General features: G+C 54.8%; 15 protein-coding genes. 13 read left to right on the top strand and 2 right to left on the bottom strand.

Annotated features, from left to right (window positions below; translation table 11 throughout):
• Positions 1 to 189 precede the first annotated feature (189 nt).
• On the top strand, positions 190 to 1,509 hold the full coding sequence (locus WCT94_RS18380) for a maltoporin (RefSeq protein WP_336870924.1): 1,320 nt from the start codon (positions 190 to 192) through the stop codon (positions 1,507 to 1,509).
• Between the two features lie 260 nt (positions 1,510 to 1,769).
• Positions 1,770 to 1,907: a hypothetical protein gene (locus WCT94_RS18375; protein ID WP_336870922.1), complete on the top strand. Its 138-nt coding sequence runs from the start codon at positions 1,770 to 1,772 to the stop codon at positions 1,905 to 1,907.
• A 181-nt stretch (positions 1,908 to 2,088) separates the two neighbouring features.
• On the opposite strand, the gene WCT94_RS18370 is transcribed toward WCT94_RS18375, so the two are convergent.
• On the bottom strand, positions 2,089 to 3,171 hold the full coding sequence (locus tag WCT94_RS18370) for an ABC transporter ATP-binding protein (protein ID WP_336870920.1): 1,083 nt from the start codon (positions 3,169 to 3,171) through the stop codon (positions 2,089 to 2,091).
• A gap of 492 nt (positions 3,172 to 3,663) precedes the next feature.
• Here WCT94_RS18370 and WCT94_RS18365 point away from each other — a divergent pair, with 492 nt between their 5' ends.
• The 6 genes from WCT94_RS18365 (at position 3,664) to WCT94_RS18340 (ending at position 11,018) form a co-directional block, all read left to right on the top strand.
• Positions 3,664 to 4,896: an extracellular solute-binding protein gene (locus WCT94_RS18365; RefSeq protein ID WP_181845659.1), complete on the top strand. Its 1,233-nt coding sequence runs from the start codon at positions 3,664 to 3,666 to the stop codon at positions 4,894 to 4,896.
• A gap of 89 nt (positions 4,897 to 4,985) precedes the next feature.
• On the top strand, positions 4,986 to 6,302 hold the full coding sequence (locus WCT94_RS18360) for a carbohydrate ABC transporter permease (protein WP_180779757.1): 1,317 nt from the start codon (positions 4,986 to 4,988) through the stop codon (positions 6,300 to 6,302).
• 12 nt (positions 6,303 to 6,314) lie between these two features.
• Entirely contained in the window at positions 6,315 to 7,163 is an 849-nt protein-coding gene (locus WCT94_RS18355) for a sugar ABC transporter permease (protein ID WP_011094699.1), read from the top strand.
• Positions 7,164 to 7,199: 36 nt separating this feature from the next.
• A complete protein-coding gene (locus tag WCT94_RS18350; RefSeq protein WP_336870918.1) occupies positions 7,200 to 8,414 on the top strand; it encodes a glycoside hydrolase family 53 protein in 1,215 nt (404 codons plus the stop codon).
• Positions 8,415 to 8,461: 47 nt separating this feature from the next.
• Positions 8,462 to 10,519 (top strand): beta-galactosidase, encoded by a 2,058-nt coding sequence (locus WCT94_RS18345; protein ID WP_336870916.1) that lies wholly within the window; start codon positions 8,462 to 8,464, stop codon positions 10,517 to 10,519.
• Between the two features lie 157 nt (positions 10,520 to 10,676).
• On the top strand, positions 10,677 to 11,018 hold the full coding sequence (locus tag WCT94_RS18340; RefSeq protein ID WP_011094702.1) for a glucose PTS transporter subunit EIIB: 342 nt from the start codon (positions 10,677 to 10,679) through the stop codon (positions 11,016 to 11,018).
• 325 nt (positions 11,019 to 11,343) lie between these two features.
• Here the strand turns inward: WCT94_RS18340 and WCT94_RS18335 are convergent, their stop codons facing one another.
• On the bottom strand, positions 11,344 to 12,309 hold the full coding sequence (locus tag WCT94_RS18335) for an aldo/keto reductase (RefSeq protein ID WP_336870914.1): 966 nt from the start codon (positions 12,307 to 12,309) through the stop codon (positions 11,344 to 11,346).
• 263 nt (positions 12,310 to 12,572) lie between these two features.
• Between WCT94_RS18335 and WCT94_RS18330 the strand changes: the two genes are divergently transcribed.
• From WCT94_RS18330 to WCT94_RS18310, 5 genes are all read left to right on the top strand, one after another.
• A complete protein-coding gene (locus WCT94_RS18330; protein WP_284144964.1) occupies positions 12,573 to 13,763 on the top strand; it encodes a NupC/NupG family nucleoside CNT transporter in 1,191 nt (396 codons plus the stop codon).
• Between the two features lie 248 nt (positions 13,764 to 14,011).
• The gene (locus WCT94_RS18325; protein ID WP_336870912.1) at positions 14,012 to 15,253 is read left to right on the top strand and encodes an MdtA/MuxA family multidrug efflux RND transporter periplasmic adaptor subunit; all 1,242 of its coding nucleotides are present in this window, start codon (positions 14,012 to 14,014) and stop codon (positions 15,251 to 15,253) included.
• Positions 15,253 to 18,375, top strand: a complete 3,123-nt coding sequence (locus tag WCT94_RS18320) for an MdtB/MuxB family multidrug efflux RND transporter permease subunit (protein ID WP_336870909.1) — start codon at positions 15,253 to 15,255, stop codon at positions 18,373 to 18,375. Before WCT94_RS18325 ends, WCT94_RS18320 begins: the two co-directional genes overlap by 1 nt.
• Positions 18,372 to 21,452 (top strand): multidrug efflux RND transporter permease subunit MdtC, encoded by a 3,081-nt coding sequence (gene mdtC / locus WCT94_RS18315; RefSeq protein ID WP_336870907.1) that lies wholly within the window; start codon positions 18,372 to 18,374, stop codon positions 21,450 to 21,452. Before WCT94_RS18320 ends, mdtC begins: the two co-directional genes overlap by 4 nt.
• Before the next feature lie 728 nt (positions 21,453 to 22,180).
• Positions 22,181 to 23,578, top strand: a complete 1,398-nt coding sequence (locus tag WCT94_RS18310) for an MFS transporter (RefSeq protein ID WP_442955507.1) — start codon at positions 22,181 to 22,183, stop codon at positions 23,576 to 23,578.
• Positions 23,579 to 23,582: the final 4 nt, after the last annotated feature.

Below are 23,582 nucleotides of genomic sequence, written 5' to 3'. Positions count from 1 at the left end.
CACAGCCTGTAACATCGTTAATTCAGTGTAAATTTTGGTGTAACTCTTTTGTATTTTGTGAGAACAATCATGTCACGCCCCGTTTTATTCCCCCATAATCCCTCGCCATGAGTGGAAACGTTTTACCTCCGTTCACGTCATGTTATTTGGAACATCCACATTCTTACCCGAATAAGCGAAAGGTATATTATGAAAAGAAAACTGCTGACGACATCCATTGCCCTGAGTCTGGCAATGCTGGCAACCCCTTCTTATTCCGTTGATTTTTCAGGATACTTCCGTTCTGGCGTGGGTGCTTCAAACCACGGAAAACAACAGACAGCCGATAAAAGCTATGTAGGAAGATTAGGTAACGAAGATGACACCTACGGTGAAATCCAATTAGGGCAGCAGCTGTATAACGAAGATGGGAAAACGTTTTACGTTGATAGTATGGTTTCTATGTGGTCAAACAGCTCAAACGGTGATGAAAGCACCGCAAACGACGATGCCACTTTCGGTTTACAGCAGTTTAATTTGAAAGCAAAAGGCTTTGTGCCTGGGCTACCGGATGCCACGGTATGGGCGGGGAAACGCTACTATCAACGTCATGACTTGCACATCATTGATACCAAATACTGGAATATCTCCGGTGCGGGTGCCGGGATCGAAAATGTCAAAGCCGGTGAAGGCGCATTCTCGTTTGCCTGGATCCGTGCCGATGCAGAAAACATGCGCGTCAACTGTAGCAACAGCGTCAACAGTCAGGAATGTCAAAACAGAACAGACACTTACAACGATCTGAATATCAACTATCTGGACGCACGCTATGCGGGCTGGAAGCCGTGGGAGGGTGCGTGGACGGAGTTCGGTATCTCCTACGCAATGCCGAATGAAGCGGACACGCAGAAAAACATCTTCATCGTCTCACCCGAGGAAGGGGGGGGGAAATTCAACCCTAAAGACTCGATGATGATCACCGGTGAACTCAGCCACTACTTCTCTGGCCTCAAATCTAACCAGAAATTGGTGTTGCAATATGCCGACAAAGGGCTGGCGCACAACATGGTCGATCAGGGCGGCGGCTGGTATGACGTCTGGAGCATTAACGACAGCGCTAAAGGCTACCGTGTCATTCAGACCGGTGATCTACCGATCACGGATAATATTTCTCTTAGCCATGTGCTGACCTACGGCAAAGCGGATGAAATCAGCCGCTGGCGCGACAGCACAGAATTATTGTCTGCGGTAGGTCGCGGCCAATATGTCTGGACCAAGAACCAAAAAACCTATTTGGAAGTGGGCGCGTATCAAAAAACAGATAGCTGGAAAGCGGGTACAGAAACCAAATACAGTGGTGAGAAATACACGCTGGCACACGCTTTCACCGCCGATATTCCCATGATGACACGCCCGGAACTGCGATTCTTCGTGTCCTACCAAAACCGTGGAAATGAAAACCGCAACACCTTCAACGACGCTCGCAGCAATGCCGTAAACTTCGGTATTCAGGCAGAAGCCTGGTGGTAATACCGCACTAACCCTCAGCCCGGCGGGCTCATCATTCCCGTCGGGTATTTCCCAAAAGGCTTTCTTCGGAGAGCCTTTTTCCGTTTCTGATATCTGCGCACTCACAATTTTTCTTACATCGGCGTAAAAAATCGCGCTGAGGTGTACATGATCGCCGGATGAGCGGCATGGACGCCGCGAAAGTCTGCGCCGCGTCGGACAAAAACGTCAACGACGTTTTTGAACAGCACTTGTGCTGGCCCGTAGGGCGAGTCCCGTTTATGGGACGAGTATTCGCGTCGCAGACGGTCCGAATAGCGAGCATGAACACCGAAGGCACCGCACAGCGGCGCGAATCACGCCGAAAAGCCAGTGGTCAAGGCGCTGCGGCGATTGAGCGCGCCTTGTCGGGCGTGTAACGATGTTACAGAGAAATAAGATGCCTAACACGCACGAAACGTTTACACCGCATCAGCATAAAGAAGAACAGTTTCTACTATAGGCCGTAGACAGCGGCAGCAAAGCCAGCGCCCGCTAAGGGCGCTGTTTATGTTTGGTAGGGGATTTTGGCTATTGAGATTCAGCGATGTCGTCGCTTAACTAGCCACTGATGCGCAACCCATCGGCGTTAAACACCAGACAGTTATCAGGCGAGAAGAACACCTCAATATGTTCATACGGCTTGAAGGCGCTGTCGCCTGCCAGCAGCAGTTTGAAGTTATCAATCCCGCAGCATTGACCGAACAAATAGGTGCTGTTGCCTAAACGCTCGACGACCTCACAGCCGAATGACAGGCAAATCCCCTCACCTTCCGGTGAAACGTGTTCCGGCCGTAGTCCCAACGTTATCGTACTGCCAGCACTCAGCTCACGGGTACGAATCGGCAGCTCAAGCTGTAGCTGTTCGGCTACATTTACCGTCAGGCTATCCGGCGTCCAGTCGATGACTTGCGCAGGCAGGAAGTTCATTTTTGGTGAGCCGATAAAGCCCGCAACAAACTGGTTAACCGGATGATAATAAAGCTCCATCGGCGAGCCAACCTGCTCGACTTTGCCGTAGTTCATGACCACGATTTTATCGGCCAGCGTCATCGCCTCGACCTGATCGTGCGTCACGTAGATCATGGTCGTTTTCAATTCCTGATGCAGCTTGGCAATGTGTAACCGCATATCCACACGCAGCTCGGCATCTAGGTTAGACAGCGGTTCATCAAACAGGAACACTTTCGGGTTACGCACGATAGCGCGCCCGATCGCCACACGCTGGCGCTGGCCGCCGGACAGCTCTTTCGGCTTGCGCTCAAGCAGATGAGACAGTTGCAGCGTCTTCGCCACCATCTCGATCTGATGCTTAATCTGGTCTTTCGGTACGCCATTCACGCGCAGACCATAACCCATATTCTCAGCGACGGTCATGTGCGGGTACAGCGCATAAGATTGAAACACCATGGCTACACCACGGTGAGCGGGAGCGACATCATTTACCACCGCCTCATCAATCATAATTTCACCGCCCGTGACATCTTCCAGCCCGGCAATCATTCTCAGCAACGTCGACTTACCACAGCCAGACGGCCCGACAAAAACAGCGAACTCTCCATCTGCAATCGTCAGATTCACATCGTGAAGCGTAATCGTTTTGCCAAAATGCTTACTAACTTTATCCAACTGGATAGACGCCATAACGGTAACCTCTTGATAATTTTGCTTTTCAGGATATAAGCGTTGAGTTGAGATAGCCTGGTGCTCACCAACTCAAAATGGCTCGGCAGCCCTTCCAGACATGTCTACATCCAGTCAGGCTGACCTGTACGCTGGTCATAGTTCCAATATAACAGCATGGTGTAACCGTTTGCACAAACAGGGGGTTACTTTTGTGCATGAGATCACAGCCTTTACATGTTTCGCTGGCAGACGTGGCGCACTCTGCTTAATGTAATCGCAACTGGTGTAACCGTTACCCTACATTGTGGAAAACGCGCAATAAAGCGCCAACCGCTATACAGAGACGATAACCAGAAAACGCGTACCGTCAGATGCCTCGTTCCCTGTTTTGTATTGCCGTGCAGTGTAACGTTACACCAACACCGCACAGAGGCGGCAAAAATGGCAAAAGAGAACAGTACGCGACGATTTCTTACCATGATGGGCCCACCAGGGCTTTGAGGACTAATGATGAAAATGAAAACACTGACCACCGTCATTATGATTTCACTGGGTATCACCGGCGTGCTCAGCAAATCCGCGCTGGCGGCCGATAAAGAGCTTCTGGTATGGGAAGATATCAAGAAATCTGACGGCATCGCCGATGCGATCAAAGCCTTTGAAAAACAAAATAATGTCAAAATAAAAGTGCTGGAAACCCCTTACGCTCAGCAAATTGAGAAACTCCGTCTGGACGGCCCGGCAGGTATCGGCCCGGATGTGATTGTGATGCCACACGATCAGGTTGGCACCGCCGTGGTTCAAGGATTGATTAGCGAACTGAAACTGGATCAGACGTTCCTGTCGAGTTTCACCAAACCTGCACTGGAAGCGCAAACCTATAACGGGAAGCTGTATGGCGTGCCGAAAGCCGTTGAAACCACCGTACTGGTCTACAACAAAGACCTGATGCCACAGCCGCCGGAAAAATTCGACGATCTGTTCACCTTCTCCAAGCAGCAACGAGCCGAAGGTCGCTACGGTCTGCTGGCGAAATTTGACGAGATTTATTACGCCTATGGCGTCATCGCCGGGATGGGTGGCTACATTTTCGGTCAGAACAGCAACGGTTCACCGAATGTCAAAGACATCGGTCTGGATAAACAAGCCACCATCGATGCCGTGAACTACATCAAGAAATTCTACGCTGATGGCCTGTTCCCACCGGGCATCGTCGGCGAAACCGGCGCTAACGCCATCGATTCCCTGTTTACCGAGAAAAAAGCCGCAGCGGTGATTACCGGCCCGTGGGCGTTCCAGCCGTACAAGAACGCCGGCGTAAACTATGGCGTGGCGCCACTGCCGCTGCTGCCAAACGGCGAGCATCCACGTTCCCTGCTGGGTGTGAAAGGCTACAGCATTTCCACCTACTCCAAAAACAAAGAGCTGGCGCAAAAATTCATTGAGTTCATCAATCAGCCGGAATACGCCAAAGTGCGCTTCCAGTTGACCGGTGAAATCCCACCGATCGCCGCACTGGTTGACGATCCGCTGATTAAAGATGACGAAAAATCTCGTGCTGTTGCAATCCAGTCTGGTTATGCCGTCCCTATGCCGAGCGTACCGGAAATGCAGGAAGTCTGGACGCCAGCCAACAGCGCGCTACAGCTGAGCGTGACGGGCAAACAGGACACCAAAGCAGCGCTGGAATCCGCCGTGAAAGTCATAAAAATGCAGATCGAAGCCAACCACAGTAACCAGTAAACCACCGCATCACCGTGCGTCAACATGGGCTCCCCTTGTTTCTCTCCGAATAAATGTTGGGGTGTGGGGATACCCATGTTTTTAAGAAAATGGAGGTAGATGTGACCGTCAACGCCAGCGGCCTTGCGCCACAAGAGAGAGGACGTCGCCATGCCAGAACAGCGCTATTGCTGGCACTCGTCCCCGGCCTTGGGCAGATTTATAACCGCCAGATCGTCAAAGGCGCGTTTTTCTTTATCGTCATGGTCTGCTTTATCAGCGTATTCCATGATTTCCTGCGGGACGGCACGTGGGGGCTGATTACGCTGGGCACCGAGCTGCCGCGCGATCACTCTATTTTTCTGCTGGCAAAAGGCATTATCAGCCTGATCGTCGCCGCCTTCGGCATCGGCGTTTACTATTGCAGCCTGCGCGATGCCTATGTGTGCGGCACCAGACGTGATAAAGGCCTGCCGCTGAACAGTGTGAAGAAGCAATATCAGATGCTGCTGAGCGAAGGCTTCCCTTATCTGATGATCACGCCCGGCTTTATCCTGCTGGTATTTGTCGTGGTGTTCCCGATTATTTTCGGTTTCTCCATCGCCTTTACCAATTACGACCTCTACCACACGCCGCCTGCCAAGCTGGTCGACTGGGTCGGAATGAAGAACTTTATCAACATCTTCCGGCTCGATCTCTGGCGCTCGACGTTCTTTGATGTGCTGCAATGGACGGTCATTTGGACGCTGATTGCGACCACGCTCCAGTGTGCGGTAGGCATCCTGCTGGCGATTCTGGTGAACCAGAAAGGCCTGCGTTTCAAACCACTAATCCGCACCATCCTGATCCTGCCGTGGGCAGTACCGGGTTTCGTCACCATTCTGGTCTTCGCGGGGATGTTTAACGAAACGTTTGGCGTGATTAATAACGGCATTCTGGCCGCATTAGGGATTGAGCCTAAAGCGTGGATGACCGACCCGTTTTGGACCAAAACCGCGCTGATTCTGATGCAAACGTGGTTAGGCTTCCCGTTTGTTTTCGCCATGACGACCGGCGTACTGCAGGCGATTCCTGACGACTTGTACGAAGCCGCAACGATTGATGGAGCCAGCAGTTGGTACAAGCTGACCACCATCACGCTGCCGCTGGTTCTCTACTCCATTGCGCCGATCATCATCACGCAATACACGTTCAACTTTAATAATTTCAACATCATCTATCTGTTCAACAACGGTGGACCGGCGGTAATCGGTTCCAACGCAGGCGGAACGGATATTCTGGTGTCCTGGATTTATAAGCTGACCATGTCTTCTTCCCAATATGCGATCGCGGCCAGCATTACCATTCTGCTGTCGATCTTTGTCGTGGGAATCGCGCTGTGGCAGTTCCGCGCCACCAATTCCTTTAAACAAGACAACATGGCATAGGAAAGCGCGCAGATGAAAAAACACAGCGTTAAACGCCAGAATTTTATCAAACTCGGCCTGACCTACCTGCTGCTGACGATAGTCGCCGTCATCATTATTTATCCACTGATCTGGACGGTAGGCGCGTCGTTGAATCCCGGCAGCAGCCTGCTCAACACCTCAATCATCCCGGATAACTTCTCCTTTATTCACTATGAGGAGCTGTTTAACGGCCAGATTGACTACGCCGCCTGGTACTGGAATTCGATGAAAATCAGCTTCCTGACCATGATTCTGACGCTCGTCAGCGTCAGCTTCACCGCGTATTCGTTCTCTCGTTTCCGTTTTCGCGGCCGCCAGAACGGGCTGATGCTGTTTCTGCTGTTGCAGATGATCCCGCAGTTCTCCGCGCTGATCGCCATCTTCGTGCTGGCGCAGATGCTGGGGCTGGTGAACAGCCATATTGCGCTGGTGCTGGTTTACGTCGGCGGCATGATCCCGATGAACACCTATCTGATGAAAGGCTATCTCGATGCTATTCCGAAAGATCTGGATGAATCCGCGCGTATGGACGGTGCAGGCAACTTCCGCATCTTTATCGAGATCATTATGCCGCTGTCCAAACCGATCATCGCGGTGATTGCCCTGTTCTCGTTTACCGGCCCGCTGGGCGATTTCATTCTCTCCAGCACCATTCTGCGTACGCCGGATCAGTACACGCTACCCATCGGGCTGTACAACCTGGTCGCGCAAAAAATGGGAGCCAGCTACACCACCTACGCCGCTGGAGCCGTGCTGATCGCGGTGCCGGTCGCCATTCTTTATCTTTCATTGCAAAAGTACTTTGTCTCCGGCCTGACGTCAGGCGGAACCAAAGGGTAATCATTCAACATCTGTACCTAATTCCAGGAACGTAAAATGAAAATGAAAAAACGCGTACTGATGGCCGCCATGCTGGCAACTGGCCTGCTGACCGTCTCCCTGCCGCAAACCCTGTATGCCGCAGAGAATGTGACGATCAATAAGTTGACGAACGTCCCTGCCGACTTCATTAAAGGCGCGGATATTTCCATGCTGAACGAGGTGGAAAAGCACGGCGGAAAATTTTATGACGAGAACGGCAAACAGAAAGACGCCATGCTGATCCTGAAAGAGAACGGGATTAACTATATTCGCCTGCGTATCTGGAACGATCCGAAAGATGCGGCGGGCAACGCCTACGGCGGCGGTAACAACGATCTGGCCACCACGCTGGCACTGGCTAAACGCGCAAAAGCGAACGGCATGAAAGTGCTGCTGGATTTCCACTACAGCGATTTCTGGACCGATCCGGCTCACCAAAACAAGCCTAAAGCCTGGTCTGGCCTAAACGTGGCGCAGCTCACCACGGCCGTACATGACTTCACTAAAGCCACGATTAGCGAATTCCAGAAAGCGGGCATCATGCCGGATATGGTGCAAATCGGTAACGAATTAAACGGCGGTATGCTGTGGCCGGAAGGAAAAAGCTGGGGCCAGGGTGGCGGCGAGTTCGATCGCCTTGCGGCGCTGCTGAAAGCCGGTATTCAGGGTGTTAAGGACGTACAGGGCACGAATAACGTCAAGATCATGCTGCATCTGGCAGAAGGCACCAAAAACGACACCTTTATCTGGTGGTTCGATGAAATCGTCAAACGCAATGTCCCGTTCGATGTCATCGGAGCCTCGTTCTACACCTACTGGAACGGCCCTATCAGCGCGTTGCAGTACAACATGAACGACGTCACCAAGCGCTACAATAAAGACATCATCGTGGTTGAGGCCGCCTATGCTTATACGCTGGAAAACTGCGATAACGCGGAAAACAGCTTCCAGCAAAAAGAGTTGGATGCGGGCGGCTATCCGGCTTCCGTTCAGGGTCAGGCCAACTACCTGCACGACCTGATGCAAAGCATCATCAACGTCCCCAATCAGCGCGGCAAAGGCATCTTCTATTGGGAGCCCATCTGGCTGCCTACCCCCGGTGCGACCTGGGCCACGAAAGCAGGAATGAAATACAACAATGACGAATGGAAGGAAGGCAACGCGCGAGAAAATCAGGCGCTGTTCGACTGCAAAGGCAACGTCCTGCCTTCCATCAAAGCGTTTAAGTAAGCCGTAAATCGAATTCAACACGTTGACAACCCGTTTAGGAGAGAACGATGTTCAAATTCCCCCCGCTAAGCAGCAAAGTCCCTGTTCTGCTGCACGGTGCTGACTATAATCCTGACCAATGGCTGGACAACCCAGAGGTGCTGGAAAAAGACATTGAAATGATGAAGCAGACCCAGTGCAACGTCATGTCCGTGGGTATTTTCAGCTGGTCCGGGCTTGAGCCGGAAGAAGGCCGCTACGAATTTGGCTGGCTGGACAGCCTCCTCGACACGCTGTATGCCAACGGTATCTTCGTTTTTCTGGCTACGCCTAGCGGTGCCCGCCCGGCCTGGCTGTCGCAGAAATACCCTGACGTGCTGCGCGTGGGTAGCAACCGCGTACGCGCGCTGCACGGCGGTCGCCACAATCACTGCCTGAGTTCGCCGAATTATCGCGAAAAAGTAAAACAGATGAACACCCAGCTGGCAAAACGCTACTCGCACCATCCTGCGGTGATCGGTTGGCATATTTCCAACGAATACGGCGGCGAGTGCCACTGCGATACCTGCCGCAGCACCTTCCAGAACTGGCTGAAAGCCCGCTACGGCACGATAGACGCGTTGAATAAGGCGTGGTGGAGCACCTTCTGGAGCCACACCTACACCGACTGGTCACAGCTAGAACCCCCGTCGCCCATCGGTGAAGTCTCTATTCACGGCCTGAATCTGGACTGGAAACGCTTTAACACCTCACAGGTCAGTGATTTCTGTGCCGCAGAAATCGCCCCGCTCAAAGCCGAAAACCCGTCACTGCCAACCACGACGAACTTCATGGAATATTTCTATGACTACGACTACTGGCAGTTGGCAAAGGTGATCGACTTCATTTCCTGGGACAGCTATCCGCTGTGGCATAACGCGGAAGATGACTGCACGCTGGGTGCCTATACCGCGATGTATCACGACCTGATGCGTACGCTGAAAGGCGGAAAGCCCTTCTATCTGATGGAGTCAACGCCGAGCCTGACCAACTGGCAGCCGATCAGCAAGCTGAAAAAACCGGGCATGCATATTCTGTCTTCGCTTCAGGCCGTCGCGCACGGTTCCGACTCCGTGCAGTATTTCCAGTGGCGTAAGAGCCGCGGCTCCGTCGAGAAATTCCACGGCGCCGTCGTCGATCATGTCGGGCATATTGATACCCGCGTCGGGCGTGAAGTGCAGGAACTGGGGGATATCCTCAACAAACTCGCTCCGGTGGCAGGTAGCCGGGTTGACGCCAACGTCGCCATCATTTTCGACTGGGAAAGCCGCTGGGCGATGGACAACGCCCAAGGGCCGCGCAACGCGGGGCTGTTCTACGAAAAAACCGTCACTGAGCATTACCGTACGTTCTGGGAGCAGGGCGTGGCGGTGGACATCATCAACGCCGATGTCGATCTCAGCGGCTATCAGCTTGTGATTGCACCGATGCTCTACATGGTACGCGATGGCTTTGCCGAACGGGTCGATGCCTTCGTCAAACAAGGCGGCCGCTTCGTCACCACCTACTGGTCTGGCGTCGTCAACGAAACCGATCTGTGCCATCTGAACGGTTTCCCTGGGCCGTTTCGTCCTATCATGGGCATTTGGGCGGAAGAAATCGATGGGCTGTACGATCATGAAAGCAACAGCATCAGCGGCCTAAGCGGTAACGAGCAAGGTTTGGTCGGTCCGTATCAGGTCACGCACCTGTGCGAGCTGATTCACCTTGAGGGCGCGCGAGCGCTGGCGACCTATGACAGCGATTTCTACGCCGGACGTCCCGCCGTTACGGTCAATGATTACGGCAAAGGTCAGGCCTATTACATCGCCTCACGCAACGACCTCGCCTTCCAGCGTGATTTCTTCACCACGCTGATACAGGCGCTGGATTTACCGCGCGCGCTACCAACCGACCTGCCTTACGGGATTGTCGCCCATCGTCGCGATGACGGGGAAAACGAGTTTATCTTCGTACAGAACTACACGGCAACGGCGCAGCAGGTCACGCTGCCTGCCACCTACGAAGAAATGACCACTGGCAGCACGCTGTCGGGATCCATCACGCTGTCAGGCTACGGCTGCCGGATCTTGCGCCGCACGCTGTAGTAAACACACCTGCTTACCGGTTAAGCACAACAAAGCTGGGGCGACCACGGTGATAAGTATTCCTACGAAACCTCATCACCGTGTGTCGCCTAACAGTAATGTCAGGTGAACGGCATTATCCTATGCACGCTGATAAACAAACGACGAGGTGACTACGATGGGCAAGATTCACAATTTTCGGAAATTGTTCGCATCAATGTTGGGTAAGCAAATTACCGAGATTGAAATCGCTTCACCGCTAGATAAAGAGAATTTGCAGCAGTTGGTGAACGCCTTTGGCGGCAAAGAAAATATCGTCAGCCTGGATGCCTGCATCACCCGCCTGCGGGTCGAGGTTCACAGCCTGCGACTGGTCAACAGCGACAGCCTGCAAAAATTAGGTGCCATCGGTGTGATCATCGTCGGTCATCAGGTACAGGCTATTTTCGGTACGCAGTCAGATAACCTGCGCCGCGAACTGGCCGCCTGGTTTGAGGATGATGGCGCAGAAGCACACTAAGAGTGTTACGACGCTCAACGGTTTTTGCCGTTATCCGGCGTAAAAAATTATGCTGAGGTGATAGCGGGCTTAGGATGAGCCGCATGGACGCGGCTCAAGCTTGCGCCACGTATGGAACGTGTCGCAAGCGGTCCGTTAAGCCAGATATCGACGAAGGCACCGCGTCAGCGGCATAATTCCCGCAAAAAGCCGGGGTTCATAGGGGGCTGGCGTAGCCCCCTATGTCGGGCGCACGCTACGACGTAGCATGAAAATGGCGGCATTATCGCGCACGAAACCATCTTCACGTCCGCATAAAAATCACCATTTCGAAAGTATCAATTTCCTAATAACGACTCGCGCGATTCAACAGCTCAATATCTTCTGCCGGCAGCACCAGCCGCGTCGCACTCGCAAGTTCCGCTACCTGTTCCAGCGATGTCGCGCTAGCAATCGGAGCGGTAATACTCGGGCGTGCAATCAGCCAGGCCAGCGCAACCTGCGACGGCGTTGTCTGATGTGCATTCGCCACGCTATCCAGCGCTTCCAAAATAGTGCGGCCGCGCTCGTTGAGGTATTTCTCCACCACGCCCTGTCCGCGCGCACTTTTCGACGCATCCTTCGGCTGGCGATACTTGCCTGACAAGAACCCGCTCGCCAGCGAATAATAGTTAATGACTCCGAGCCCTTGCTCGCGCACCAGCGGTTCCAGCGCGGCTTCATAGCCCTGCCGATCGTACAAGTTGTATTCCGGTTGCAGCGTTTCATAACGCGCCAGATGGTTGGCCTTACTGATTTTCAGCGCCTCGGCCAGACGTGTCGCGCTGTAGTTAGACGCGCCAATCGCGCGCACTTTTCCCTCTTTAATCAGCGCATCAAACGCGGCCAGCGTGTCTTCCAGCGGCGTATCTTTGTCGTCCGTGTGTGCCTGGTAGAGATCGATATAGTCCGTTTGCAAACGCTGTAATGAAGCCTCGACCGCCTGACGAATATAGCGAGGAGACAGCCCTTTCTTACCCTCGCCCAAATCCATCCCCACTTTGGTGGCGAGAATGACCTTGTCACGCTGGCCGCTCTTCTTCAGCCAGTTGCCGATAATCGTTTCAGATTCACCGCCCTGATTGCCGGGTGCCCAACGCGAATACACATCAGCGGTATCAATGAAATTCAGCCGATGTGCCAGCAACGCATCCAGCAGGCTAAACGACGTCGACTCGTCAACCGTCCAGCCAAAAACATTACCGCCGAACGAGAAAGGTGGAACCACGATCCCAGAACGTCCAAGTTCACGTGTGGTATCTGATACTGACATAATCACTCTCCTTTTGAATCATGCAGAAAACATCATAAAAAGACTCGCCAACCTGCCACCTAAAGTAGGGCAATGCCACTTTCTGTATGGAATAAGAATAATGAATGAACAGAAAGGCGCAAATAACGAGACGTAGCATTTAGTTTAGATAAAATCCCAAGGTATAATTGTTTTTTTGCGTTCTTCCTCTCATTTTTAATGCACGCGTTACATAAAATGACGTGGAAAATTTGGCCTGCCTCATATTTGGAGCACACATGTTCTTGTCCCATATCGCGCAATTTATTCTGGCGCTGGTTGTTGTTACGGCGCTGGCGCTGCTTGTCTGCCGCGATCGTAAAAGCATTCGTATTCGTTTTATTATTCAGCTACTCGTCATCGAAATTCTGCTTGCTTACTTCTTCCTGTACTCAAACATTGGGTTAGGTGTTGTTAAGGGGTTCGCGGCGGTATTCGACAAATTACTCGGATTTGCAGGCCAAGGGACGGACTTCGTATTCGGTGACATGGTGAATAGTGAGAAGAACCTGATTTCCTTCTTCTTCAAAGTGCTCTGCCCTATCGTCTTCATTTCCGCGCTGATCGGTATCCTGCAACACATTAGAGTGCTGCCGATCATCATCCGCGCCATTGGTACGCTCTTGTCCAAGGTGAACGGCATGGGCAAACTGGAATCCTTTAACGCGGTCAGCTCACTGATTCTCGGCCAGTCCGAAAACTTCATTGCCTATAAAGATATTCTGGGCAAGATGTCTGAAAAACGCATGTACACCATGTCCGCGACTGCCATGTCGACCGTGTCGATGTCTATCGTCGGTGCGTACATGTCAATGCTGGATGCCAAATTCGTCGTTGCTGCGCTGATTCTGAACATGTTCAGTACCTTCATCGTACTGTCGCTGATTAACCCCTACAAAGTCGGTGAAGAGCCGGAATTGCAGTTGGGTAACCTGCACGAAAATCAGAGCTTCTTTGAAATGCTGGGCGAATACATTCTGGCGGGCTTTAAAGTCGCCGTTATCGTTGCAGCCATGCTGATCGGTTTCATTGCACTGATTGCCGCAGTCAACGCCATTTTCAGCGCCATTTTTGGCATCAGCTTCCAGGAAGTCCTCGGCTACGCGTTCTACCCGTTCGCCTGGATCATGGGTATCCCCTCTAACGAAGCTCTGCAGGTGGGTAGCATCATGGCGACCAAACTGGTTTCCAACGAGTTTGTCGCGATGCTGGAACTGCAAAAAGTGGCAGGCGAACTGTCTCCACGCAGCGTGGGCATTCTGTCCGTGTTCCTGGTGTCCTTCGCTAACTTCTCGTCCATCGGGATTATTGCTGGCGCGATTAAAGGCCTGAACGAACAACAGGGCAACGTGGTTTCCCGCTTCGGTCTGAAACTGGTTTACGGTTCCACGCTGGTGAGCATCCTTTCCGCCGCTATCGCGGGTCTGGTGCTGTAACCCTTCATCGTGTTATAGAATTTTTATCCCTATCCGGCAGCCTCGCGCTGCCGGATTTTTTTCCCTACAAACCCTGACATATCTTCCATATTTCCTTCATTTTTGTCCGGCATCTCCTGTTTAAACTAGTAAAATAAGGACATGGTTCCATAACCTGCTTGCTAAAGTGACAACGCACGCACGTGCAGCTTGAAGCATGACGGGTACACCGTGCTTCCCGCGCAACCTGGAGAGAGTAATCCATCACTATGAATGCCAAACGTATCCGAGGCCTGCTGATACTTGCCGCCGTTATCGCTATTGCCGTGCTGATCTGGCGCCACTTTACCCAGACTCCCCCTGCCGCCCCCGGCACGAGTGAACAGCACGCCGCCCGTACGTCACATTCGGGAAACAGCAGCAGTGGCAATGGCGGTGGACGCCGAGCGGCCATGCGCACGCTGGCCCCCGTGCAGGCTGCGCTGACGCAATCGGCGTCCGTCCCCTACTACCTGTCCGGTTTAGGCACCGTCGCCGCAGCCAATACCGTCACGCTGCGCAGCCGGGTGAACGGTGAACTGATGGCACTGCACTTTCAGGAAGGGCAACAGGTTAAAGCCGGTGACCTGCTGGCGGAAATCGACCCGCGGCCTTTTCAGGTGGAGCTCACACAGGCACAGGGGCAGTTGGCAAAAGATCGGGCCGTGCTGGCTAATGCTCAACAAGATTTAGCGCGCTACCAGCAGTTGGTGAAAACCAACCTGATTTCCCGTCAGGAGCTGGATGCCCAGACCGCCGCCGTTCGTCAGGCAGAAGGAACGCTAAAAGCCGATGAAGGTGCCGTAGCCAGCGCACAGCTCCAGTTGGATTACAGTAAGATCACCGCGCCGATCAGCGGCCGGATCGGCTTAAAGCAGGTCGATGTCGGGAATTACATCACCAGCGGCGACACCAATGGCATTGTCGTGATTACGCAGACCTACCCGATTGATGTCGTCTTTACCGTACCGGAAGCGGAAATCTCCACCATTCTGAGTGCGCAGAAATCAGGCCAGCCCCCCGTGGTGGAAGCCTGGGATCGCGCCAATCAAAAGAAACTCTCACAGGGCACCCTGCTGAGCATGGACAACCAGATCGACGCCACCACGGGCACGATCAAGCTCAAGGCGCGTTTTGACAACCTGGACGATGCCCTGTTCCCGAACCAGTTCGTGAATATCCGCATGAAGGTCGACACGCTGAAAAACGCCGTCGTCGCGCCTTCTTCCGCCGTGCAAATGGGGAATGAAGGCCGCTTCGTCTGGATTCTGAATGATAAAAACGAAGTCAGTAAGCGTCAGGTTACCACCAGTATTCAGTACGGCCAGTTGGTTGTGGTAACGGCCGGACTGGACGCCGACGTGAAGGTCGTCACTGACGGTATCGACCGCCTGACCGAAGGGGCGAAAGTGGAAGTCGTGCCCTCAGCGCTGACGGAGAAAACGCCTGCCATCACCGGGGAGAAATCCTGATGCAGGATACCGTTCCAGCCAGCGGCGGCGGGCCGTCACGCCTGTTTATTCTGCGCCCGGTCGCAACAACGCTGCTGATGATTGCCATTCTGCTGGCCGGTATCATCGGCTATCGGGCGCTGCCGGTTTCCGCCCTGCCCGAAGTGGATTACCCAACGATACAGGTCATTACCCTGTATCCCGGCGCCAGCCCCGATGTCGTGACGTCGGCGATTACCGCGCCGCTGGAGCGGCAGTTCGGCCAGATGTCCGGGCTAAAACAGATGTCGACGCAGAGCGCCGGCGGCGCATCCGTCATCACGCTTCAGTTCCAGCTTGAACTGTCGCTGGACGTCGCCGAACAAGATGTACAGGCCGCCATCAATGCGGCCAGTAACCTGCTGCCTAACGATCTACCCTATCCGCCGACCTACAGCAAAGTAAACCCGGCCGATCCGCCGATTATGACGCTGGCCGTCACCTCCAGCGCCATGTCGATGACGCAGGTGCAGGACATGGTGGATAACCGCATCGCGCAAAAAATCTCGCAGGTAGCGGGCGTCGGTCTGGTGTCGTTAGCTGGTGGGCAACGTCCTGCCGTGCGGGTAAGGCTGAATGCGCCAGCGCTGGCGGCATACGGCTTGACCAGCGAAACGATTCGCACCGCGATTACCGCCGCCAACGTGAATTCCGCCAAGGGGAGTCTGGACGGTCCGATGCGCTCGGTCACGCTCTCCGCCAACGACCAGATGAAGAGCGTTGATGATTACCGCAGGCTGATTGTCGCGTGGAAGAATGGCGCACCGGTGCGGCTTCAGGATGTCGCAACCATCGAGCAGGCCGCCGAGAATATTCATCTTGGAGCCTGGGCGAATCGGCAGCAGGCGATCATTATCAACGTTCAGCGCCAGCCGGGTGCCAACGTCATCACGACCACGGACAGCATTAACAAGATGCTGCCGGCGCTAAAAGCCAGCCTGCCGAACGCCGTCGAGGTCACCACGCTGACTGACCGCACCACCAGCATTCGCGCCTCGGTGAAAGACGTCCAGTTCGAGCTGCTGTTGGCTATCGCGCTGGTCGTCATGGTGATTTACCTGTTTTTGCGCAACGCCGTCGCCACGCTGATCCCCAGCATCGCCGTGCCGCTGTCGCTGATCGGTACCTTTGCCGCCATGTACTTCCTCGGTTTTTCCATCAATAACCTGACGCTCATGGCGCTGACCATCGCCACCGGTTTCGTGGTGGATGATGCCATCGTGGTGATTGAAAACATTGCCCGCTATATCGAAAAAGGGGAAAAACCGCTTAACGCCGCGCTGAAGGGCGCGGGAGAAATCGGCTTCACCATTATTTCTCTGACGTTCTCACTCATCGCCGTGCTGATCCCGCTGCTGTTTATGGGCGATATCGTCGGACGGCTGTTCCGCGAGTTTGCCGTTACGCTGGCGGTGTCTATCCTGATTTCCGCCGTCGTGTCGCTCACGCTAACGCCGATGATGTGCGCCCGCATGCTGAGCCATCAGTCGCTGCGTAAACAGAACCGTTTTACCCGCGCCAGCGAACGCTTCTTCACTCGTCTGATTGATGTCTACGGCGTCTGGTTGCGCAAGGTGTTGAACCATCCGTGGCTGACGCTCAGCGTCGCGCTCGGTACGCTCCTGCTGACGGTTTTGCTCTATATCTGGATCCCGAAAGGCTTCTTCCCGATCCAGGATAACGGCATTATTCAGGGCACCGTGCAGGCGCCGCAGACGGTCTCGTTCAGCAATATGGCCGACCGCCAGCAGCGCGTCGCGTCCATCATCATGAAAGATCCCTCGGTGGAGAGCGTGTCTTCATTCATCGGCGTTGACGGCACCAATGCCGCGCTAAACAGCGGCCGACTGCAAATCAACCTGAAACCGCTCAGCGAACGCAGCGAACGTATTCCAGAGGTCATCAGCCGTCTGCAACAGCAAACCGCACAGATTCCCGGCATCCAGCTGTATCTGCAACCGGTGCAGGATCTCACTATCGATACTCAGATTAGCCGCACGCAGTACCAGTTTACGCTACAGGCGATGTCGCTGGATGAACTCAGCGTCTGGGTGCCGAAGCTGATGACCGAACTGAAAAAACTGCCGCAGCTAGAGGATGTCAGCAGCGACTGGCAAGACGGCGCCGCCGTCGCCTACGTCAACGTGAATCGCGACAGCGCCAGCCGTCTGGGCATCACGATGTCGCAGGTCGACAGCGCGTTGTACAACGCTTTTGGTCAGCGTCTGGTGTCCACCATCTATACGCAGGCTAGCCAGTACCGCGTCGTGCTGGAGCACGATACGACGAACAACACCGGTCTGGACGCGCTGAATGATGTGCGCCTCATCAGCAGCGACGGCGGCACCATTCCGCTCAGCAGTATTGCCACCATTGAAGAGCGTCAGGGGCCGTTGGCGATCAACCATATTGACCAGTTCCCGTCGACGACGATCTCCTTCAACGTCGCTAAAGGCTATGCGTTGGGTGAAGCGGTGGATGCCATCACGCAGGCCGAACAGCAAATGAATCTGCCTGCGGATATCACCACCCGTTTTCAGGGCAGTACGCTGGCGTTCCAATCGGCGCTGAGCAGCACCGTATGGCTGATCGTGGCGGCGATTGTTGCGATGTACATTGTGCTCGGTGTGCTGTACGAAAGCTTTATTCACCCGATCACCATCTTGTCCACGCTGCCAACAGCGGGCGTCGGCGCGCTGCTGGCGCTGATGATGGCGGGGAATGAGCTGGATGTGATCGCTATTATCGGAATTATTTTGCTCATCGGGATCGTGAAGAAGAACGCCATCATGATGATCGACTTCGCACTGGCGGCGGAGCGAGAACAGGGTATGAAACCGTACGACGCGATTTATCAGGCCTGTTTGCTGCGTTTTCGGCCGATTTTGATGACAACCATGGCGGCGTTGCTAAGTGCGCTACCGCTGATGCTGAGCACTGGCGTCGGCGCGGAACTGCGCCAGCCGCTGGGGATCTGTATGGTCGGCGGCCTGATCATGAGCCAGATTCTGACGCTGTTTACCACACCGGTGATTTACCTGCTGTTTGACCGTCTGGCAACGCGTTTCCGCCGTTTAGCGCGTCAGGAGGAAGAAACCGAGTGAAGTTCTTCGCCCTGTTCATCCACCGCCCCGTCGCCACCCTGCTGCTGACGCTGGCCATCGCACTCTGTGGCGTACTGGGTTTCCGCCTGTTGCCGGTGTCGCCGCTGCCACAGGTGGATTTCCCGGTGATTTCGGTCAGCGCCTCCCTGCCCGGCGCCTCGCCAGAAACGATGGCCTCCGCCGTCGCGACGCCGCTGGAACGGGCACTCGGCAGGATCGCAGGCGTCAGCGAAATGACCTCCACCAGTTCGCTCGGCAGCACGCGCGTCATTCTGGTGTTTAACCTCGATCGCGATATCAACGGCGCAGCGCGTGATGTGCAGGCAGCCATCAACGCGGCACAGAACCTGCTGCCGTCCGGTATGTCCAGCCGACCGACCTACCGCAAAGTCAATCCGTCCGACGCACCCGTCATGATCCTGACGCTGACCTCGGACACCTACAGTCAGGGGCAGTTGTACGACTTTGCCTCGACTCAGCTGTCACAGAAAATTTCGCAGATGGAAGGCGTCGGCGATGTCTCCATCGGCGGCAGCTCCCTCCCCGCCGTGCGCGTCGCGCTGAATCCGGTGGCGCTGTTCAATCAGGGTATTTCCCTCGACGAGGTACGGCAGGCTATCGCGCAGGCGAACGTCCGCCAGCCGCTGGGCAATGTGGAAAACAGCCAGAAAAGTTGGCAGATACAAACCAACGATGAGCTCAAAACCGCCGATGCCTACGCGCCGCTGATTATCCACTACAACAACGGCGCCGCCGTCCGCCTGAGCGACGTCGCAACGGTGGAAGATTCGGTGCAGAATTCCCGTAACGCGGGGATGGCGAACGCGAAACCTGCGATTCTGGTGATGATTCGCCGCGCGCCGGATGCCAACATTATTACCACGGTAGACAATATCCGTGCCGCCATGCCGGAGCTGCGCGCTAGCCTCCCTGCCGAAATACAGCTGGATGTCGCACAGGATCGTTCCCCCACCATCCGTGCATCGCTGGCGGAAGTGGAACAATCGCTGGTGATCGCCGTTGCGCTGGTTATTCTGGTCGTCTTCCTGTTCCTGCGTTCCGGCCGTGCGACCGCCATTCCGGCGCTGGCCGTACCGGTATCGCTCATCGGCACCTTCGCGGCGATGTACCTGTGCGGCTTTAGCCTGAACAACCTGTCGCTGATGGCGCTGACCATTGCCACCGGTTTCGTGGTGGATGACGCTATCGTGGTGCTGGAGAATATTTCCCGCCATATCGAAGCGGGCATGAAACCGCTACAGGCGTCGCTTCAGGGCGTGCGCGAAGTGGGGTTCACCGTCTTATCCATGAGTCTGTCGCTGGTTGCCGTGTTCATCCCACTGCTGCTGATGGACGGCTTACCGGGGCGGCTATTCCGCGAATTCGCCGTCACGCTGTCGGTGGCGATCATGATTTCGCTGCTGATCTCACTCACGCTCACGCCGATGCTATGCGCGCGACTGCTGCGTGCCGTCCCTAAACGCAGCCAGCCGCGCAAGCAAGGTTTTAACCGCGTGCTGTTGGCGATGCAACAAGGCTATGGGCGATCGCTGAAATGGGTGCTCAACCATGCACGCTGGGTTCTGCTGATCCTGCTGGGCACCATCGCGCTCAACGTCTGGCTGTATATCAGCATTCCAAAAACCTTCTTTCCCGAACAGGATACGGGCCGGCTGATGGGCTTTATTCAAGCTGACCAGAGCATTTCTTTTCAGGCCATGACGGTGAAACTCCAGAACTTCATGACCATTGTCAGCAGCGACCCGGCGGTGGATAACGTTAACGGTTTTACTGGCGGATCGCGCACCAACAGCGGTTCGATGTTTATTTCGCTTAAGCCGCTGTCCGAGAGAGATGTGTCGGCACAACAGGTGATCAGCCGCCTGCGCATCAAGCTGGCAAAAGAACCCGGCGCTAACCTGTTTTTAATGCCGGTGCAGGATATCCGCATCGGCGGGCGGGAAGCGAACGCAGGATACCAGTACACGCTGCTGTCTGACGATTTGAGCGAACTACGCATCTGGGAACCCAAGATTCGTGCGGCGTTTAGCAAACTGCCTGAGCTGGCCGATGTGAACTCCGATCAGCAGGACAAAGGCGCGGAAATGGCGCTAACCTACGATCGCGATGCGATGGCGCAGCTCGGCATCAACGTCTCTGCCGTCAACGCGCTGCTCAATAACGCCTTCGGGCAGCGTCAGATTTCAACCATTTACCAACCGTTAAACCAATATAAGGTGGTGATGGAAGTAGATGACGCCTACACGCAGGACGTCAGTTCACTGAACAAGATGTTCGTAATCAACAACGAAGGTAAACCCATCCCGCTCTCTTATTTCGCCAGTTGGAAACCGATCAACGCGCCGCTATCGGTGAACCATCAGGGGTTGTCTGCCGCCTCGACCATCTCTTTCAACCTGCCGGAAGGCACCGATCTGTCCAGCGCCACGGCGGCGATAGAAAGAACCATGACGTCGCTGGGCGTGCCGTCAGCGGTACGCGGCCAGTTCTCCGGTACGGCGCAGGCGTTCCAGCAGTCGCAGTCTTCCCAGCTGTTGCTGATTCTGGCGGCAATTATCACCGTGTATATCGTGCTGGGTATGCTGTATGAGAGCTATGTGCATCCGCTGACGATTCTGTCTACCCTGCCCTCGGCGGGCGTGGGGGCGCTGCTGGCGCTGGAGTGGTTTGGCGCGCCGTTCAGTCTGGTGGCGCTGATTGGCATCATGCTGCTGATCGGGATCGTGAAGAAGAACGCGATCATGATGGTGGATTTCGCGCTGGTCGCCCAGCGCAGCGGCAAGCTGAGCGCGCAGGACGCGATTTTTCAGGCCTGTCTGCTGCGTTTCCGCCCGATTATGATGACCACACTGGCCGCGCTGTTTGGCGCACTGCCGCTGGTACTGACTAGCGGCGACGGTGCGGAATTGCGACAGCCACTCGGCATCACGATCGTCGGCGGGCTGGTGATGAGCCAAATCCTCACGCTGTACACCACCCCAGTGGTATATCTGTTTTTCGACAAGCTGAGGAATATTCGGCGCAAAGCACCGGAGAGGGATGTGTCACTGTCATAGCTAAACATGAGCACTGGTAAAATGCTACTTTAGGGGAAGTTTCGTGCGCTTAACGTTCGCTGTTTTTCTAGTAGCGTTCCGAACGCGCCCGACCAAGGGCGGCTCAATTGCCGTCGCCCTTGGAACCCTGGCTTGTGGCGCTAAATTGTACCGCTACGCGGTGCCTTCGCCGAAAGCTGTCTCTTTACGGGCCGCCAGTGACGCGCTCCCGGCGCGGCACTGTCTTTCGTGGCGTCCATGCCACTCACCCGTGAGCCAGCTTCCGTCTCAGTACAATTTTTTACGCCGAGGAAAATGTTAAGCGCACGAAGTGACAGAAAAGGAATATATAGCTCGCAACGAACTCCCACCTTGGCATAAATGATGCTGAGGAGGAGATGATCTCTCGGATGAGCGGCAGGATTTGTCACTATCTGGCTGAACATGAGTAACGGTAAAGATCTAATAACATGCTATTCCAGGGGAGGTTTCGTGCGCTCAAGCTTCACCATTTTTCTAGTAGCGCCCCGAACGCGCCCGACCAAGGGCGGCTCAATTGCCGTCGCCCTTGGAACCCTGGCTTGTGGCGCTAAATTGTACCGCTACGCGGTGCCTTCGCCGAAAGCAGTCTCTTTACGGGCCGCCAGTGACGCGCTCCCGGCGCGGCACTGTCTTTCGTGGCGTCCATGCCACTCACCCGTGAGCCAGCTTACGCCTCAGTACAATTTTTTACGCCAGGGGCAACAACAATGAATTCCGCCTCTGTCCGCTGGCAGCTCTGGATTGTTGCCTTTGGCTTTTTTATGCAGACGCTGGATACCACCATCGTGAATACCGCGCTGCCGTCAATGGCCGCGAGTCTGAATGAAAGCCCGCTGCATATGCATTCGGTGATTGTTTCCTATGTGCTGACCGTGGCGGTGATGCTGCCCGCCAGCGGCTGGCTGGCGGATCGTATCGGCGTGAAGAACATTTTTTTCGCCGCGATTCTGCTGTTTACGTTCGGGTCGCTGCTGTGCGCCCGTTCAGAAACGCTAAATGAGCTGCTGATCTCACGCGTTATTCAGGGCGTCGGCGGGGCGATGATGGTACCGGTAGGGCGGCTGACGGTGATGAAAATTGTCCCGCGCGATCAGTATATGGCAGCGATGACTTTCGTGACGCTGCCCGGTCAAATCGGTCCGTTAATGGGGCCCGCACTCGGCGGCTTTCTGGTGGAATACGCCAGCTGGCACTGGATCTTCCTCATCAATCTGCCCGTTGGCATTATCGGCGCGCTGGCTACCTGGTTCCTGATGCCCAATTACACCATGCGGACACAACGCTTTGACATCAGCGGCTTCCTCTGGCTTGCCGTCGGTATGGCGACGCTGACGCTGGCGCTGGACGGTAACCGCAGCCTCGGCATTCCGCCGATTGCCATTTTTGCGTTAATCACCGTCGGGCTGATCGCACTGCTGAGCTATTGGCTACACGCGCGCCGTAACGAACGAGCCCTGTTTAATCTGCGTCTGTTCGACACCCATACCTTCTCTATCGGCCTGACAGGCGGGCTATTGGCACGCATCGGCAGCGGTATGTTACCGTTTATGACGCCGCTATTTTTGCAGTTGGGAATGGGCTTTTCGCCGTTCCATGCCGGGCTGATGATGGTGCCAATGGTGCTAGGCAACATGGGAATGAAGCGAATCGTGGTGCAGATCGTCAACCGCTTAGGCTATCGTCGCGTGCTGATTGTCTCCACGCTGCTGCTGGCGCTGGTCACCGCGCTATTTGCGCTGGTCGCGCTTATGCAATGGATCTGGATGATTCCGATCGTGCTGTTCTTCCTCGGCATGGTGAACGCCATTCGTTTCTCCACCATGAACACGCTAACGCTGAAAGATCTACCGGATACGCTCGCCAGCGGCGGCAATAGCCTGATGTCGATGACCATGCAGTTGTCCACCAGCCTCGGCGTCAGCATCGCAGGTATTCTGCTGGGCATGTTTTCTCAACCGCACATGGCAGCAGGAAGTGGAGAAACCCACATGGTGTTTATTTACACCTATCTCAGCATGATCGTCATCATCGCCCTGCCCGCGTTGATTTTTAACCGTGTCCCGCCGGACACCATCAAGCAGTCAACGCTGCCGCGTCAATCGTGAGGTC

It is taken from the genome of Pectobacterium sp. 1950-15 (genome assembly GCF_037136835.1).
Lineage (GTDB): Bacteria > Pseudomonadota > Gammaproteobacteria > Enterobacterales > Enterobacteriaceae > Pectobacterium.
Note: the sequence above shows the minus strand (reverse complement) of the source record. Positions and strands in the feature narration are given on the sequence as shown.